Below are 14,834 nucleotides of genomic sequence, written 5' to 3'. Positions count from 1 at the left end.
CCAACCCAGATTTTCCATCCCTTCGCCTGCAGCCCGCAGATTTTTTCCGGATTGTCATGGATCCGTTGAACCACTGTCACAAATTGCGCGCGAAAGAGCGTTAGATCATCGGTCGTTCAACCGGACTCAGATTTGTTTCCGGGCCCAGTTCGCTCCCGGTTCCGCGGAGCTGTCTTTCTTTGCGGTCCGCTTCCGGACCATCCTTGAATTCGCTTGCCCCGTTCGCCGGAAGGAGTTTCCATGACTTATGCCGACAATCGCGTGCCCTCCGGCAGCGCTCTGACTGTTCTGAAAAACGCCCGGCTCGTGCTCGCGGATGAAGTCGTCAGCGGTCACATTGCCTTTTCCGATAAAGGGATCGTCTCGGTTGATCAGGGCAACGGGCCGCAGACCGGGTTCGATCTCGACGGTGATTACCTGCTGCCGGGGCTGGTCGACATTCACACCGACCATTTCGAAAAACATGTCTTTCCGCGCGCTCATGTGCGCTGGGATCCGCTGCGGGCGGCGATGGCTCATGATGCCCAGATCATCGGCAGCGGCATCACCACCGTATTCGACAGCCTGTGCGTTGGCGCGACGATCAAGAACCCTGAGCGCCGCGAAATCCTGGCTCCGATGATCGACGCCCTGGAAACGCTTCAGGCTGGGGGCATGCTGAAATCGGAACATCTGGTGCACCTGCGCTGCGAGATCACCGATGGCGAGACGCCTCGCCTGACCGAGGAAAACATCGGCAAGGACATCGTGCGCATGGTGTCGGTGATGGAACATCTGCCGGGCCGGCGCCAGAGCAAGGACGTTGAAGCCTATATCCACCGGCGCATGGCCGACACGGGCGAAACGCGCGCCGTTGCCGAGCGGGAAACGCAGGCGCTCCTGAATTTTTCAGACGAGATCAGCTCGAAGGTTCGTCCGGCGGTGGTCGCGCTGGCACATGCGCACAAACTGCCGCTGCTCAGTCACGACGATACGGAACTTGAGCATATCGACGAGGCACTTGGGGAAGGCATCAGCGTTTCGGAATTTCCCTGCACACTGGAGGCAGCCCGCAAGGCCAAGCGCCATGCCATGCATGTCGTTGGCGGTGCGCCCAACGTCATTCGCGGCGGGTCCCAGTCAGGCAATATCGCCGTCAGCGATCTGCTCGCCGAAGACCTGGTCGACATTCTGGCGTCGGACTACGTCCCGCGCTCACTGCTCGACTGCGCCTTCCTCGTCGGGCTGGGAGAGGCGTTTCAAGCCGACCTGCCGGCAGCTATCCGGATGGTCTCGAAAACCCCGGCCGAAGTTGCAGGGTTGTCGGACAGAGGCGAGATCGCACAGGGCAAACGCGCCGACCTGCTTCATGTCGGCGTCCTCAACGGACATCCCTTCATCAAGCAGGCCTGGCGGAACGGGCAGCGGGTGCTTTGATCGTTCAACGCTGCTGCGCGTTTCTTGCATGTTTTCGAGACTGATTGCGTGGTGAGGTCTCGGCATGGATGCCATGGTCGAGCCATGGCATGACGGATGGGGTGAGGTGTCGAATGTCCTCATCCAAGGCCTGTTTTCTGATCAGCTAAGGCGGATTCGGATATGTTGACTTTCCTGTCGACATAGATCGCGAAATGAGGCCGCAGAACGGATGCTGCTCACAGGCATGGGCATGACGGTAGGTTGAAGTGTTTTGTTCTAAAAAACTCCCGTCGTCATTGCAGGGCTTGACCCTGCAATCCATGCTGCTTCCTATCCGTATGTGAGGCGGTTTTGGGTTTACATGCTTGCCAGTCGCAAGAACGGGACGCTCTATACAGGCGTAACCAACGACTTGGCACGGCGTATTCATGAGCATGAAACGGGACAAGGATCGAAGTTTGCCGCCCGCTATGGTGTCGTTCGGCTCGTCTGGTATGAGGAACACCCCACCGCTCCGCAAGCAATTGCCCGCGAAAAGGCTATTAAGTCGTGGCCGCGCAAATGGAAGATTGATCTGATACAGCAGGAAAATCAGGATTGGTTCGATCTCAAGCGGTTCCTGAATTCCTGATGACTTTTCGACAGACGCCGATTTGACGAGAAGTCTTGGCCTGGATTGCAGGGTCAAGCCCTGCAATGACGGACTAGGAGTTCCACAGGTCTAATATTCCTAGTCCGCCGTCATGCCATGGCATCCATGCCAATGCCGGTACCCACGAGCTGACGCTGTTCGTCTTATGAGAAGTTTGCCGCGCACTAACACAAAGTTGCGTAGTGGCAATGCCGATCATGGATAATCTCGGCGCTCCCCCAAGTGAAAATCACGTCCGCCCTGGTTCCACGCCAATGATCCGCCGCCGCAGGAAGCCGGAGAAACCGTCGATCAGGTAGACCATGAAGATGATCAGGAAAATGATCGTCCAGGCTTCCGGCCAGCGATAGGCATGGATGCGGTCGGCAAGGAGGAAGCCGATGCCGCCGGCGCCGACGATGCCGAGAATGGTGCCGCTGCGCGTATTGGATTCGAAATTGTAGAGAATGATCGACAGGATCACTGGAAGGGCCTGCGGAAGGACGGCGAAGCGGATTGTCTGCAGGGTGCCGCCACCGGAGGCGCGTACGCCCTCGGCTGGCTTTTGGGAGGTGTTCTCGATGGCTTCCGAAAAGAGTTTCGAGAATGTACCGATTTCCGACACTGCGATTGCCAGAATGCCGGCAAGAGGGCCAAGGCCGAACGCGCGGATGAAGACGAGGGCCAGGATCAACTGTTCAATGGCCCGCAGGGCATCGAAGCCGCGCCTGACGCCAAGCCGGAGCCAGGACAGAGGCAGGATGTTCCTGGCCCCCAGAAACGCCAGCGGAAAAGCGATCACTGCGCCCAGAAGCGTGCCCATGAACGCCATGGCAACAGTTTCCGCAAGACCTTTCAGGATTTCCTGCCATTCCGCCCAGCTTGTCCAGATATGAGGCGGAAACATGAAGGCGAGCACATCCCCGAAGCGGCTCGCGCCATGAAGGAGCCTTTCGGGGGCAAAGCCGAAATCCCACAGGCACCAGCCTGTCAAAAGAAGGAAAGCCGTCCAGCCGGCAAGCCGGATCAGGCGTGTTCGGCGCGGCGTGGAGAAGGCGCCGGGAACCAGCGCTTTGGCGTGGACGACGTCGGGGGTTGGAGCGGTCATGGTCAGATGCCCTTTCCGGTCAGGCCGATGATGCGGTGGCGAACTTTTTCGCTCAGCATGTCGATGACAATCACGGTGATGAAGACGATCAGGAACAGGGCCGAGAGGTCGGTGTATTCCTGCAGGGACATGGCCACGCGGATCTCCTGGCCAAGGCCGCCTGCACCGACGAAGCCGATGATGGAAGAGGAACGGACGTTGATCTCGAACCGCAGCAGCGTGTAGCTGATGATGTTCGGGACAACCTGGGGCACGACGCCGTAGCGGATCTGGTCGAACCACGATCCGCCCGAGGCCCTGATGCCTTCCAGCGGGCGCATGTCGGCATTCTCGTTGGCTTCGGAATAAAGCTTGCCGAGGGCTCCGGTGGCGTGAAGGCCGATGGCGAGAACACCGGCCAGAGGACCGACGCCGAAACAAAATACGAAGATGAGCGCCCAGACCAGATCCGGAACCGTTCGGATGATTTCCAGGAACCGCCGCGTGACGTTCAGCACAAGTGTGTTGGGGGACAGGTTCCGTGACGCCGGGAAGCTGAGCAGAAACGCACCGACGATGCCAAGCAGCGTTGCCATATAGGCGATCAGGATCGTTTCCAGAAGCAGCCAGAGCCAGACCTTCCAGCGCCAGAACCAGTCGGCAAGATCCGCCCCGAGTGTCTCTCGGTGAAGCTCCGGCAAGGTCTTGTGGAGATACTCTCCCAGCCGCGGCAGGCCTGCCCAGATCTTCCACATGGAAACGCGCTCGCCACCGGGAAGGGTGACGTCGGTCATGTCGAAGAAGCCGCCGATCCAAGCCGTGGCAAAGAAGCAGAGAGCAAAGAGCAGGGTCGTCACCAGGTTCAGCCGCAGGGCTGACCGGCGGGCGACGGCGTAGTCGCGTTCGAACTGTTTTAGGGCGGGGGTAAGGGCTGTCATGGCCACTGCCGTTGCTTGAACTTGGAATGAAGGTGCCGATGGATCGCCGCAGACGAAAGTCGGAAAGACACCGCCGCGCATTGCGACATGTTGCGGTGCGACGCGAAGCGGAACCTTGAAATACGGGCGGCGAGTTCTGAAACTGCCGCCCGTGACGTCAATCAGCGCTTACGTCAGCTTCAGCCGCCGCGACGCTGTTTCTTCAGCCAGTCGCGCATATCAACAATCCACTGGTATCGGTCGTGATCAACCTCGATCCAGCCTTCCTGCGTGCTGTCTTCACCACCGGTCATTTCGATGAAGGCCAGCGTGTCCTTTTCCGGGATCTCCATGAGGGCGGTGCGCATGGCGTCGATCAGGCCCTGTGGCAGGTTCGTGCGGGCGGCCAATGGGCCGGACGTGATTTCAGGCGATTTCCAAATGGTGCAGATCGAATCCTTTTCGATCATGCCCTTGGTGACCATGCGCTGAGGAATGCCGTCTTCCTCGTTGGTGATGTAAGTGGCGGCAGCGTCATACTGTTTGTTGTAGACGCCGAGCACACCGGTTTCGTGAGCACCGGAGAAAGGAATGGCACCGAAATAGGTTTTCGGCTCATAGCCCTGTTTGCTGAGGTTGAAGTAAGGCACGGCATAACCGGACGTGCTGTCCGGATCAGCAAAAGCCAGTGTCTTGCCCTTCAGGTCCTCAAGGGTCTTGTAGCCGCTGTCGCAACGCACGGCGACGACCGAGAAATATCCGGTGGAACCGTCCTTCTGCAGGCGGGAGACAAGCGGAACGACACCGCCGTTGGTTTCGGTGTAGGCGGCGGCATAGGAAGACGACCCGAAGAAGGCGAATTCGATCTGGTCGGCCGCCATGGCCTGGATCACGCCGTCATAGGATCCGGCGGTGAAGATTTCGACATCGACGCCGAGTTCGTTCTCCAGGTACTTTTCGAAAGGCGTGTAACGGGCGATCCGGTCCTTTTCGTTTTCACCGGACAGGATACCGAACTTGACTGTCTTGTACTGGTCCTTCCAGCTTGCCGCCAGGGCCGGGGAGGCTGCAAGCACGGCAACGGATACGGCTGCTGCAAAAATGGCCTTCATCTTAAGTCTCCTTAGGTGCCGGCTGGTCCGGCAGGTTGTGCGGCGCAAGCCGCTCCAGATCGCGAGAGCGTTCACGTGTTTCGCGAGGATCAGGTTCCGACCGCCTTCATCGGCGGCCTTGAAGAAGCTGTTGCAAGGGAGGTGGAGGTCACTGCCTCTTTGATGTCACCGGAAAGATCGTCGGTGCCGTAGATCTGACGAACCTTCTCGCTCGTCAGGGCGTCCGGTGTGCCATCGAACTGAACCCGTCCGTCCTTCATCGCGACAATCCGGTCGCAATAGGCGCGGGCGGTATCGAGCGTGTGCAGGTTGACCAGAACCGTCAGGCCGTCCGTCCGGTTGATTTCGCGCAAGGCGTCCATCACGCGGCTGGCATTGGCCGGATCGAGTGAAGCAATCGGTTCGTCGGCCAGCATGATGCGCGGGTTCTGCACCAGCGCCTTGGCGATGGCGACGCGCTGCTGCTGCCCGCCGGAAAGGGTTCCCGCTCTTTGCAGCGCCTGGGGCACAAGGTCCAGCCGGTCCAGGGCTTCGATAGCGCGGGCGCGGTCCTCGTCGGTAAAGGATCGCGTCATGGAGCGCAGGAACCCTGTGTGGGCGATGCGGCCAACCATGACATTGGTCAGCACATCCATGCGCTCGACGAGATTGAACTGCTGAAAGATCATGGCGCAGGACGCGCGCCAAAGCCGCAGATCGCGACCCTTCAGGGCCGTGATGTTCTGTCCCTCGTTGAGGATCGTCCCCCGGCTGGGGTCGGCCAGCCGGTTGATCATGCGCAGGAACGTGGACTTGCCGGCACCGGACCGGCCGATCACGCCGACCATCTGTCCCTTGGGGATGGCAAGGGAGACACTGTCCACCGCGGTCAGGTCTCCAAAGACTTTAGATAATTGCTCAATGACCAGCATCGGTCCCTCCGAAAAACGGAGAGCGAACTAGCAGACATGTGCCGAGATCAGATGTCTATACGATTATACTTTTATGAAGTTTTACGACAATGATGCAATTAAGATTTGCCGGAAAACAAATAAGCTCAAGATTTATTTGGCAGATATAAGATGAATGAACATTTTTGTTTGAGATTATGTTCTAAGCGGATGTTAATTTCGCAAAAATTACATATTACAGTCACGTTCAGCGGTGCCCATGCCGTTGGCTCCCTCTGCCTTGCCGGCCTTGTTTCGGTTGACTGAGGAGTTCCCGTCATGCGCTTTTTGAAATCCGGTGCACTTGCGGCTGCCGTTCTTGCCGTTTCCCTGTCTTCATCCCTGGCTGATACCTTCAAACTGGCCGTTGCCGATGTGGAAGGGCTGGAGCGGCTGCAGGTCGAATGGGGTCCGTTCAGGGACGCCCTTGAAAATGCCACGGACCACACTTCGAGCTCTTTCCGGTCACCAGTCGAACTGCGGCCGCAGAAGCCTTGCGTGCCAAACGCGTCGACTTCGTCGTGACCGACCAGACTGACTATATCGTGACCAACACGCGGACCGAAGCCCGCCTGCTGATTGGATGTGTCCGGCGCCGGGCGTCGCTGGCGTGATTGAAAGACTGCAAGGGCGGGGACAAGTCAGGGTTTCGGATATGGGCTGCGGCGATGGCCGTCACGTCCTGGCCTTCAACGTGATCTGTCACGGCGACCCGTCGAACGTTCGTACTGCCATCCCGGAAATTGCCCGGGTTCTGAAACCTGGCGGGATCTATCAGGGGACGATGCTGTTGAAGCGCAAAGCCAACTTAGGCATCGGGACGGAAGGTGCCGCCGACACGTGGATCCGGGATGGTGACGACGACAAGGATCACCCGCATTTCTGTTGCAGCGCGGGTGAGCTGGTGACGCTGTTCGACAGGTTTGAGCTCAGTTACCTGGAAGACAAGATGCGCCAGAAACCCGGATCGTGGCATTGCGCATGATCGCGGACCTCGACCGCTGACGACACGGGACGCGGCGGCGGGCGTTATTCGCCCGCCGGTTCCGGCAATGGTTCATCCGTTTCCGGATTGAGGGTCTGATCGGCGTCGGCAGTCGGCTGGCGCGTGAAGCCCTTAAGATCGGCAAATTCACGTGCATCGCGCTGGATTTCCACCGGACTAAGCGCGTAGCCGGTTGCCAATTCGGCAAGCGATCGCAGTGCATGCATATGGATGCGTTCATAGCCATGGCTTGCATCGACGCCGAAGGTGATCAGCGCCGTGCGCACATCCGCGCCCGCTTCGATGGCGGTTGCCGCATCCGAGCGGTAAAAACGGAAGACATCCTTCTGGAACTTGATGTCATTGTCCCGGCACAATTGAACCATCTTGCGAGTGAGATGATAGTCGAACGGCCCCGTCTGATCAGCCATGGCTATGGTGACGCCAAATTCGTCCGAGTTCTGGCCCGGGGCGGTGGTGCCGTTGTCGATGGCGACCAGCGACGCAATGTCCGGTGTCAGGATCGATTGAGCACCGTGGCCGGTTTCTTCCGCAATCGTGAACAGCCAGAACACGTCTACCGTCGGTTCTATGTCGGATTCCACCAGCGCCTTGATCGCCGACAGCATCACCGCGACCCCGGCCTTGTTGTCGAGGTGGCGTGAGACGATGAAGCCGTTTTCCAGGAACTCAGGCGCCGGGTCGATGGAGACGAAATCTCCGATGTCGATGCCGAGCCGCTTCAGGTCGTCTACCGACTTGGAATAGGCGTCGACGCGCAGTTCCACATAGGGCCAGCCGACCGGCAGTTCATCGACACCGTTGTTGTAGGTGTGACCAGAGGCCTTCAGCGGCAAAATGGTGCCGGTATAGGCACCGCTTTCGGAAAAGATCGTCGTGCGGGCGCCTTCTGCGAAACGGGCGGACCAGTGTCCAATGGGCACAAGCTCCAGCCGGCCATTGTCCTTCAGGGATTTTACCTGGGCACCGAGCGTGTCGAGATGCGAGACGAAGGCCCGGGCAGGCCGGCGTGATTTGCCCGACACTCTGGCCCGTACGCCGCCGCGGCGTGTAATCTCGTAAAAGACGCCGAGCGCTTCCAGTTCCTTGGAAACATGTCGAACGATCTCGTCCGTATAGCCGGTCGGGCTCGGGATTTTCAGCAGTTCGCCCAATCTGTCGTTCAAATAGGAAATATCGATATTCAGCAAGGTCATGTTACGGCCCGGTTCAAGGTCGTCCTGACGGGCTGGGGCACCGACAGGGGAAACAGAAAGTCCACGAAGCGCTCTGCGGTTGGCTGAGGTTCGTGGTTGGCGAGCCCCGGCCGCTCGTTCGCCTCGATAAAGCGGTACTCCGGTTGTCGCGGGTCTTTGACCATCAAGTCAATGCCCGTCACCGGAATTTCAATGGCCCGTGCCGCCTTGATCGCCGCTTCAATGAGGGCGTGGTGGGTTTCACCGGTCACATCGTGAATGGTGCCACCGGTGTGAAGATTGGCGGTGCGCCGGACCGGCAGGGTCTTGCCTTCCGGCAGGATATCTTCCAGCTGAAAGCCGTTCGCGCTGAGGCAACGCTGGACCTCGTCATCCACTTCGATTTTCGATTCTCCTCCCGTCGCCGCGGCCCGGCGTCGGGACTGTATTTCGATCAGCTCGCCGATCGTGGCCTTGCCGTTGCCGGTGACTTCCGCCGGCTTGCGCAGGGCGGTCGCAACCACCTTGTAGTCGATCACCACAAGTCGCAGGTCCTGACCGGTAACAAACTCCTCCACCAGCACGTCGTTGGAATAGGTTCGGGCAACATCGACGGCGGTCATCACGTCTTCAGTGGTTGTCAGACCGATGGCGATACCCTTGCCCTGTTCGCCGCGCGCAGGCTTGACCACGACCGAGCCGTGAAGGTCCAGAAACGCGGCGATCTCGTCGGCGGATCCAGCCAGGATCTGGTCAGGCACGCTGACACCGGCCCGTTCGACGATCCGGCGAGTGGTTGCCTTGTCGTCGCAAATGGACATGGCAACCGCGCTGGTGAATTCGCTCAAGGATTCCCGGCAGGCAACCGAGCGGCCGCCATAGGACAGGCGGAAGAAACCACCTTCCGCGTCGATGATCTCCGCCTGGATGCCGCGCCGCCGTGCTTCGTTCACGACAATCGTGGCATAGGGGTTGAGCTTGTCTTCAACGGCGGGGCCGGCAAAGAGCGCTTCGTTGATGGTGTTCTTGCGCTTGATGGTGAAATAGGGAACCCGTTCGAAACCGAGTTTGTCGTAAAGGCCAATTGCGAGTTCGTTGTCGTGCAGGACCGATAGGTCCATGTGCGGAGTGCCCTTGCCCTTGAACACTTCCGCCATCCGCCGGACCAGGGCTTCGCCAATCCCCGGAAACCGCGCCTGCGGAGAAACCGCAAGGCACCAGAGCGAACTGCCGAGATCGGCGCCGTTGGTGGCCCGGTCGTGATCGACGCCCATAGCGGTACCTACAATGACGCCGGTTTCGTCTTCCTCGGCCACAAGCACCGTGATGGTGCGCGGATCGAGTTGCGACCAGAAGAATTCCGGCGGCACCGGCACCATGCCGCGGCTAAGATAAAGCTCGTTGATTGCCTCCGCGTCGCTGCGTGACGACAGACGGCGCACGGTGAAACCCTTGCGCCGGTTGCGGGCGGGGCGATAGGTCGACAGCTCGAGGCGGAACGTGTGCGAGGGGTCGAGGAACAGTTCCTGCGGAGCCGAGCCGACCAGCACATGCGGGTCGCGAACGTAAAAGGCAATGTCACGCCGGTCCGGCCGCTCGTTGCGCAGCACCTCGACCAGCTTGTCCGTCTCGCTGTAAGTGTTGGCAAACACCAGCCGTCCCCACCCGCAATCGATGAAGCGGTTCTTCTGTGCTTCCGTCTCGTCCAGCCGGTATTCCGGCTTGAGACCATGTTCGCGCATGCGTTTCAGTCGGTGGTCGAACGCGCCTTTCGGTCGCGAAGGTTCATTCTCGGCCATGTTCAGACCTCCTGTGCCTGCAGCCACATTTCCAGCAGCGCGACCTGCCAAAGTTCCGATCCACGCAGAGGCGTGATGTATTTGGTCGGGTCGTCATAAAGTTTCTGCAGGTAAACCTCGTTGAAGAGGCCTCGTTCCCTCGCGGCCTGACTGGAGAGCGTGTCGCGCACCATGTCGAGATAATCACCCTGGATGTATTTTAGGGCAGGTACCGGGAAATAGCCCTTCGGCCGGTCGATCACGGCGCTCGGGATTACCTGGCGCGCGGCTTCTTTCAGAACGCCCTTGCCTTCCTGGGCAAGCTTGAATTCCGCCGGGATGCGGCCGGCAAGTTCAACGAGTTCATGGTCGAGGAACGGGACGCGCGCTTCCAGGCCCCAGGCCATTGAATGGTTGTCGACGCGTTTGACCGGGTCGTCCACCAGCATGACGTTGGTATCGAGCCGCAGGGCCTTGTCGACCGGGTCCGCCGCACCGGCACGGGCAAAGTGGTCTTCGACGAAGGCAAGGCTTTCGTCCCGTGCACAGTGGTAGGCCGGCGAGACAGCCTCTGCCATCTGGGCTTCCGTGCGGTCAAAGAAGGCCGTGGCATAATCGGAAACCGGGCTGTTTGAGCCGCTGAGCTTCGGATACCAGTGGTAGCCGGCAAATACCTCGTCAGCACCCTGGCCGGACTGGACCACGGTGATATGCTTGGAAACCTCACGCGACAACAGATAGAAACCGATGTTGTCATAGGAGACCATCGGCTCCGACATCGCCTTGATCGCCCCGGGCAGGTTTTCCTGCAGCTCGGAGGAGGGGATGAAGATCTGCTGGTGATTGGTTCCGTAGTGTTCGGCGATCAGGTCCGAATACTGGAATTCGTCGCCCTTTTCGCCATGGGCCTCTTCAAAGCCGATGGAGAAGGTGGCAAGGCCCTTTTGGCCTTCCTCGGCCAGCAGACCGACGATCAGGCTGGAATCCACACCGCCGGACAGAAGAACGCCGACGGGCACGTCAGCCACCATGCGGCGGCGAACCGCGGTGCGCAGGCTTTCCAGAACCTCGTCGCGCCAGTCGTTGGCGCTGCGGGCGAGGTCTTCCGCCGACTTTTCAAACCGCGGCTCCCAATAGGTGTGCTCGGAAGAGCTGCCATCAGCCTCAAGCGTCCGCACCGTGGCGGCGGGCAGCTTGCGTACGCCGTTCAGGATTGTGCGTGGTGCAGGTACGACGGCGTGCCAGCTCATGTAGTGATGCAGGGCGACGCGGTCGATCGACTTGTCGATGCCGCCACCGGCCAGCAGGGCGGGCAGGGACGAGGCAAAGGCAAGACGCCCGTCCGCTTCACTAAGGTAAAGCGGCTTGATGCCGAACCTGTCGCGCGCAAGGTGAATACGCCCGCTGTCATGCTCGTGAATGGCGATGGCGAACATGCCATGGAACCTGGAAAAGCAATCCTTGCCCCACTCGGCCCAGGCCTTGAGTATGACTTCGGTGTCGCTGGTGGAAAAGAACGAATACCCACGGTCGATCAGTTCGGCTCGCAGGTCCTGGTAATTGTAGATGCAGCCGTTGAAGACCAGGGACAGGCCAAGCGCCATGTCGGTCATGGGCTGCGTACCACGTTCGCTGAGGTCAATAATTTTCAGACGCCTGTGGCCAAAGGCAACCCGGCCGCGCTGCGTCACACCCATACCGTCGGGGCCGCGCGCCGCCATTGCATCCGCCATCCGGCTGACCCGGACCACGTCTGCCTGACTGCCATTGAAAACCACTTCGCCGCAAATGCCGCACATATTGAAAAAAATCTCCGTTTTGTAACTGGACGCGCACTATATAGAGCTCTAATCATTAGAGTTCAAATTAATAGAGGTGTAATGATGCAGGCGATGCAGTCATCGCAAGTGGTCAAGGCTCTCCGGAAGATCGTCCGGGCCATTGACTTGCGCTCCAGGGAAGTGTCCAGGCTGACCGGGCTCACGATCCCGCAAATCGTTGTTTTGCAAGGCATTCGGGATCTGGGGGAGGTCACGACCAAGGCCCTTTCCGACAACGCTGACCTGAGTTCGGCAACTGTGGTAACCATTCTCGACAAGCTGGAAGAAAAGGGCCTCGTCGAACGGTACAGATCTGTGTCGGATCGGCGAATCGTCCATACTCGGCTGACGGACAGAGGAACGGAAGTCGCCTCGAACCTGCCGGGTCTTCTGCATGAAGAATTTGAAAGAAAATTCGATAATCTGAATGCTGCGGACCGCGCTCATCTCGTGTCTTCAATCGAGCAGATTGCCGAGATGATGAATGCGCACAATCTGGATGCGGCACCAATCCTGATGACAGGCAAGGTTTCCGGCTGAAGTCATGCCCGTTTTTTTGAAGCGCGGCTTGATTTCAGGCTTGCACGGAAGCTTTGCAGATGTGTCTGAATGAGATTTGCAGGCACCGCAGGCGAACAGAAGTAGCCTTGGACTCCATCACAGGCATGGGTCACCGTCAGCGCGAATTCTCCTGCTGTTTCGGCTCCCTCCGCGATTACGCGCAGTCCCAGGCTACGGCCAAGGCGGACGATTGCTTCGAAAAGTTGCTCGCGTTGCGGGTGGCTATCTGCCCCGGAAATGAAGGCGCGGTCGATTTTCATTTCCTGGAACGGCAGGCGGTGCAGGTAATTCAGCGATGAATAGCCTGAGCCGAAATCGTCCAGAGACAGTTGAACGCCAATCCGCTGAAGTTCCGACAGGATATTCAGCACCAGTTGCTCCCTGGTGTCGACAAAGACATTTTCTGTCAGTTCCAGGCACAGATAACTGGACGGCAAACCGTGATCGTCAAGGGTCTGACGAACAGTCTCGGCAAAGTTGGACTGGCGGAACTGAAGCGGCGACACGTTGACGGAAACCTGGCCGAAATCGAAGCCAGCCTGCCGCCATTCAGCGGCCTGCTTGCAGGCTGTTTCCAGCACGTATTGTCCAAGCTCCAGGATAAGCCCGGTTTTCTCTGCAATCGGAATAAACTCACTTGGGGGGATCAGGCCGCGCTTCTCGTGTGGCCAGCGCATCAGGGCTTCCAGGCCGATGAGACGGCCGTCCGCCGGGCAGATCTGTGGTTGGTAATGCAGGACGAGCTGACGGGTCCGGAGCGCCGCCCGCAGAAGCGTTTCCGTCAGCATTTCGCTCTGCACCTGCTCGTTGAGCGGCGGGGAGAAGAATTCGTATCGCGGCCCGGAATGTCGTTTCGCCGCCCTTAGTGCAAGTCCGGCCATCCGGTGTGCGGTTTCCGCGTCTTCGGCATCCTGCGGCAGGAGGGCAATGCCGATGCTCGGTTCCACACGGATCTCGCCTTCTTCCAGTTGGAAGGGCACTGACAGCATGTCGATTGCCTGAACCGCATAGTCTTCTGCGATCGCGCCCTTGCCGTCGAAGGGGAGCAGAATACAGAAGTCGTCTGCCGAGATTCGCGCAATCTGGGCACTAGGCCCGAAAATATTCGCCAGCCGGGCGTAGGCTTGCAGCAGCACCCGGTTGCCGACCTGCTGGCCGAAGGCATCGTTGATCTTGGCAAAGCCGTTGAAATCCAGATGGATCAAAGATGCGGAAAAAGTGCCCGACCTTGCCCGCTGCAAGGCAGCACTCAGGTCAGTGAAATATCTGGCCCGGTTGCCCGCAGTGGTTACCGGGTCCGTATAGGCAAGCTTGTGGAGCTTGTCCTGAAGGTCCGTGACCTTCTCCAGTCCATGTGCCAGATCTCCGATTTCATCCCGCCTGTCGGTAAAGGGAATACGCTTGGGCTGAGTACCGGCTGCCAGTTCATCGGCAATCTTGGCCAGACGGCGAAGGGGCCGCAGTTCAAAGCGCAACACGAGCCCTCCGACCAGGCTGACGGCGAACAGAATTACGATGGCCGCAGTCGCTATCCGGGTTTTCAGACGATTTTCCGCCAGCGCCAAGTCATCTACCCAGCCGACATCAACGGCGACCGCACCGGCAATCCCGCCGCCATCGGTCACAATGGGGGTCAGATACGCGAGGCGGAACCTGCCCTGGACCGGCACATTGCCGGAAAAAGGCTGACCGGTGGAAAGACTGGCAAACGCGGGATGGCCTTCACGAATGGAAAAAGCCGGTGGGGTTCTACCCTTCGGGTGAGAGAAGGTGGTTGCAACGCGATCGAAGGTGGCGGTCTCTGGCGACCATCTGAAGAGGTTGGCAGCTCCCTGATTGGTCTTGCCGATAGTTTCGATCAGGGCGTCCAGCTTTTCACCGGGCCGAAGCAAATCCTCGGTGGCAGTCTCGGAAAGATGAATGACGACTGGGGTGCCGTTTTCGGCAAAATCAGGATGCAGCCCATCCTGCGTACCGTAGCGCAGTATCGAAGCGGCCGCGCGTGCTGCCCGGTCAAGCCTGATGGTGGCGTTTTCCTGCGTGGTCCTGGACAGATCAAGATAGGCGAGTCCGGAAACCAGGCTGATGCTGCCGAGCACCATCACGACCAGTGTCACGCTGATCCTGAATACAAGCGAATGTAGGCCGAGCCGTTCTATTGCACCAAATCCTTGTTAATTTCACGTATAGGAAGCTGTGCTGGCAAACAGCACGTAAAAGTAATTCTTATTCGCTACGAAATCCTGAACAAGGTCAAGAAACTTGGCGTTTTGCAGTGAAGCAGCGGTGCGATTGAACTTTCAATTTTCATCGAACCGCATTGGCCGGATGGGTCCGGAACGCTTGGGCGACGGCCATCGAAAGCGGGTGCAGCACTTCAATTGATCTGGATACGGATGGCGTTGCCGGTCATCTTCCGG

13 protein-coding genes are annotated in these 14,834 nt (G+C 59.0%); 5 read left to right on the top strand and 8 right to left on the bottom strand.

The genetic code is table 11. From position 1 onward, the window contains the following. Window positions 1-240: 240 nt before the first annotated feature. Complete coding sequence (locus tag ACYQ54_RS02370; protein ID WP_460078934.1) at window positions 241-1,416, top strand: alpha-D-ribose 1-methylphosphonate 5-triphosphate diphosphatase; 1,176 nt, start codon at window positions 241-243, stop codon at window positions 1,414-1,416. A gap of 343 nt (window positions 1,417-1,759) precedes the next feature. Further along, complete coding sequence (locus ACYQ54_RS02365) at window positions 1,760-2,029, top strand: GIY-YIG nuclease family protein (RefSeq protein WP_460078932.1); 270 nt, start codon at window positions 1,760-1,762, stop codon at window positions 2,027-2,029. A gap of 250 nt (window positions 2,030-2,279) precedes the next feature. Here the strand turns inward: ACYQ54_RS02365 and phnE (ACYQ54_RS02360) are convergent, their stop codons facing one another. From phnE (ACYQ54_RS02360) to phnC, 4 genes are all read right to left on the bottom strand, one after another. After that, window positions 2,280-3,137: a phosphonate ABC transporter, permease protein PhnE gene (gene phnE / locus ACYQ54_RS02360; protein ID WP_460078930.1), complete on the bottom strand. Its 858-nt coding sequence runs from the start codon at window positions 3,135-3,137 to the stop codon at window positions 2,280-2,282. Window positions 3,138-3,139: 2 nt separating this feature from the next. Then, complete coding sequence (gene phnE / locus ACYQ54_RS02355) at window positions 3,140-4,054, bottom strand: phosphonate ABC transporter, permease protein PhnE (RefSeq protein ID WP_460078929.1); 915 nt, start codon at window positions 4,052-4,054, stop codon at window positions 3,140-3,142. A 179-nt stretch (window positions 4,055-4,233) separates the two neighbouring features. Further along, a complete protein-coding gene (gene phnD / locus ACYQ54_RS02350; RefSeq protein WP_460078927.1) occupies window positions 4,234-5,145 on the bottom strand; it encodes a phosphonate ABC transporter substrate-binding protein in 912 nt (303 codons plus the stop codon). Between the two features lie 89 nt (window positions 5,146-5,234). After that, on the bottom strand, window positions 5,235-6,056 hold the full coding sequence (gene phnC / locus ACYQ54_RS02345) for a phosphonate ABC transporter ATP-binding protein (protein WP_460078926.1): 822 nt from the start codon (window positions 6,054-6,056) through the stop codon (window positions 5,235-5,237). 297 nt (window positions 6,057-6,353) lie between these two features. Here phnC and ACYQ54_RS02340 point away from each other — a divergent pair, with 297 nt between their 5' ends. Further along, window positions 6,354-6,599 carry a hypothetical protein gene (locus ACYQ54_RS02340; protein ID WP_460078924.1) on the top strand — a complete coding sequence of 82 codons (246 nt, stop codon included), beginning with the start codon at window positions 6,354-6,356 and terminating at the stop codon, window positions 6,597-6,599. Between the two features lie 130 nt (window positions 6,600-6,729). Next, window positions 6,730-7,059, top strand: coding sequence for a hypothetical protein (locus tag ACYQ54_RS02335; protein ID WP_460078923.1), 330 nt, complete (start codon window positions 6,730-6,732; stop codon window positions 7,057-7,059). 44 nt (window positions 7,060-7,103) lie between these two features. On the opposite strand, the gene ACYQ54_RS02330 is transcribed toward ACYQ54_RS02335, so the two are convergent. Genes ACYQ54_RS02330 through ACYQ54_RS02320 form a run of 3 tightly spaced genes read right to left on the bottom strand, consistent with a single transcriptional unit; the run spans window position 7,104 to window position 11,832 of the window. Beyond that, entirely contained in the window at window positions 7,104-8,276 is a 1,173-nt protein-coding gene (locus ACYQ54_RS02330) for an osmoprotectant NAGGN system M42 family peptidase (RefSeq protein WP_460078921.1), read from the bottom strand. Continuing rightward, on the bottom strand, window positions 8,273-10,054 hold the full coding sequence (gene ngg, locus ACYQ54_RS02325; RefSeq protein WP_460078920.1) for an N-acetylglutaminylglutamine synthetase: 1,782 nt from the start codon (window positions 10,052-10,054) through the stop codon (window positions 8,273-8,275). Before ngg ends, ACYQ54_RS02330 begins: the two co-directional genes overlap by 4 nt. Window positions 10,055-10,056: 2 nt before the next feature. Continuing rightward, the gene (locus tag ACYQ54_RS02320) at window positions 10,057-11,832 is read right to left on the bottom strand and encodes an N-acetylglutaminylglutamine amidotransferase (RefSeq protein WP_460078919.1); all 1,776 of its coding nucleotides are present in this window, start codon (window positions 11,830-11,832) and stop codon (window positions 10,057-10,059) included. Between the two features lie 81 nt (window positions 11,833-11,913). On the opposite strand from ACYQ54_RS02320, the gene ACYQ54_RS02315 reads away from it, so the two are divergent. Then, window positions 11,914-12,393, top strand: a complete 480-nt coding sequence (locus ACYQ54_RS02315) for a MarR family winged helix-turn-helix transcriptional regulator (protein ID WP_460078917.1) — start codon at window positions 11,914-11,916, stop codon at window positions 12,391-12,393. A 2-nt stretch (window positions 12,394-12,395) separates the two neighbouring features. On the opposite strand, the gene ACYQ54_RS02310 is transcribed toward ACYQ54_RS02315, so the two are convergent. Next, window positions 12,396-14,531, bottom strand: a complete 2,136-nt coding sequence (locus ACYQ54_RS02310) for a bifunctional diguanylate cyclase/phosphodiesterase (RefSeq protein ID WP_460078916.1) — start codon at window positions 14,529-14,531, stop codon at window positions 12,396-12,398. Window positions 14,532-14,834: the final 303 nt, after the last annotated feature.

Source organism: Roseibium sp. LAB1, from assembly GCF_054658235.1.
The sequence above is the reverse complement of the archived record's forward strand: the minus strand, read 5'-3'. Positions and strand labels throughout refer to the sequence as shown.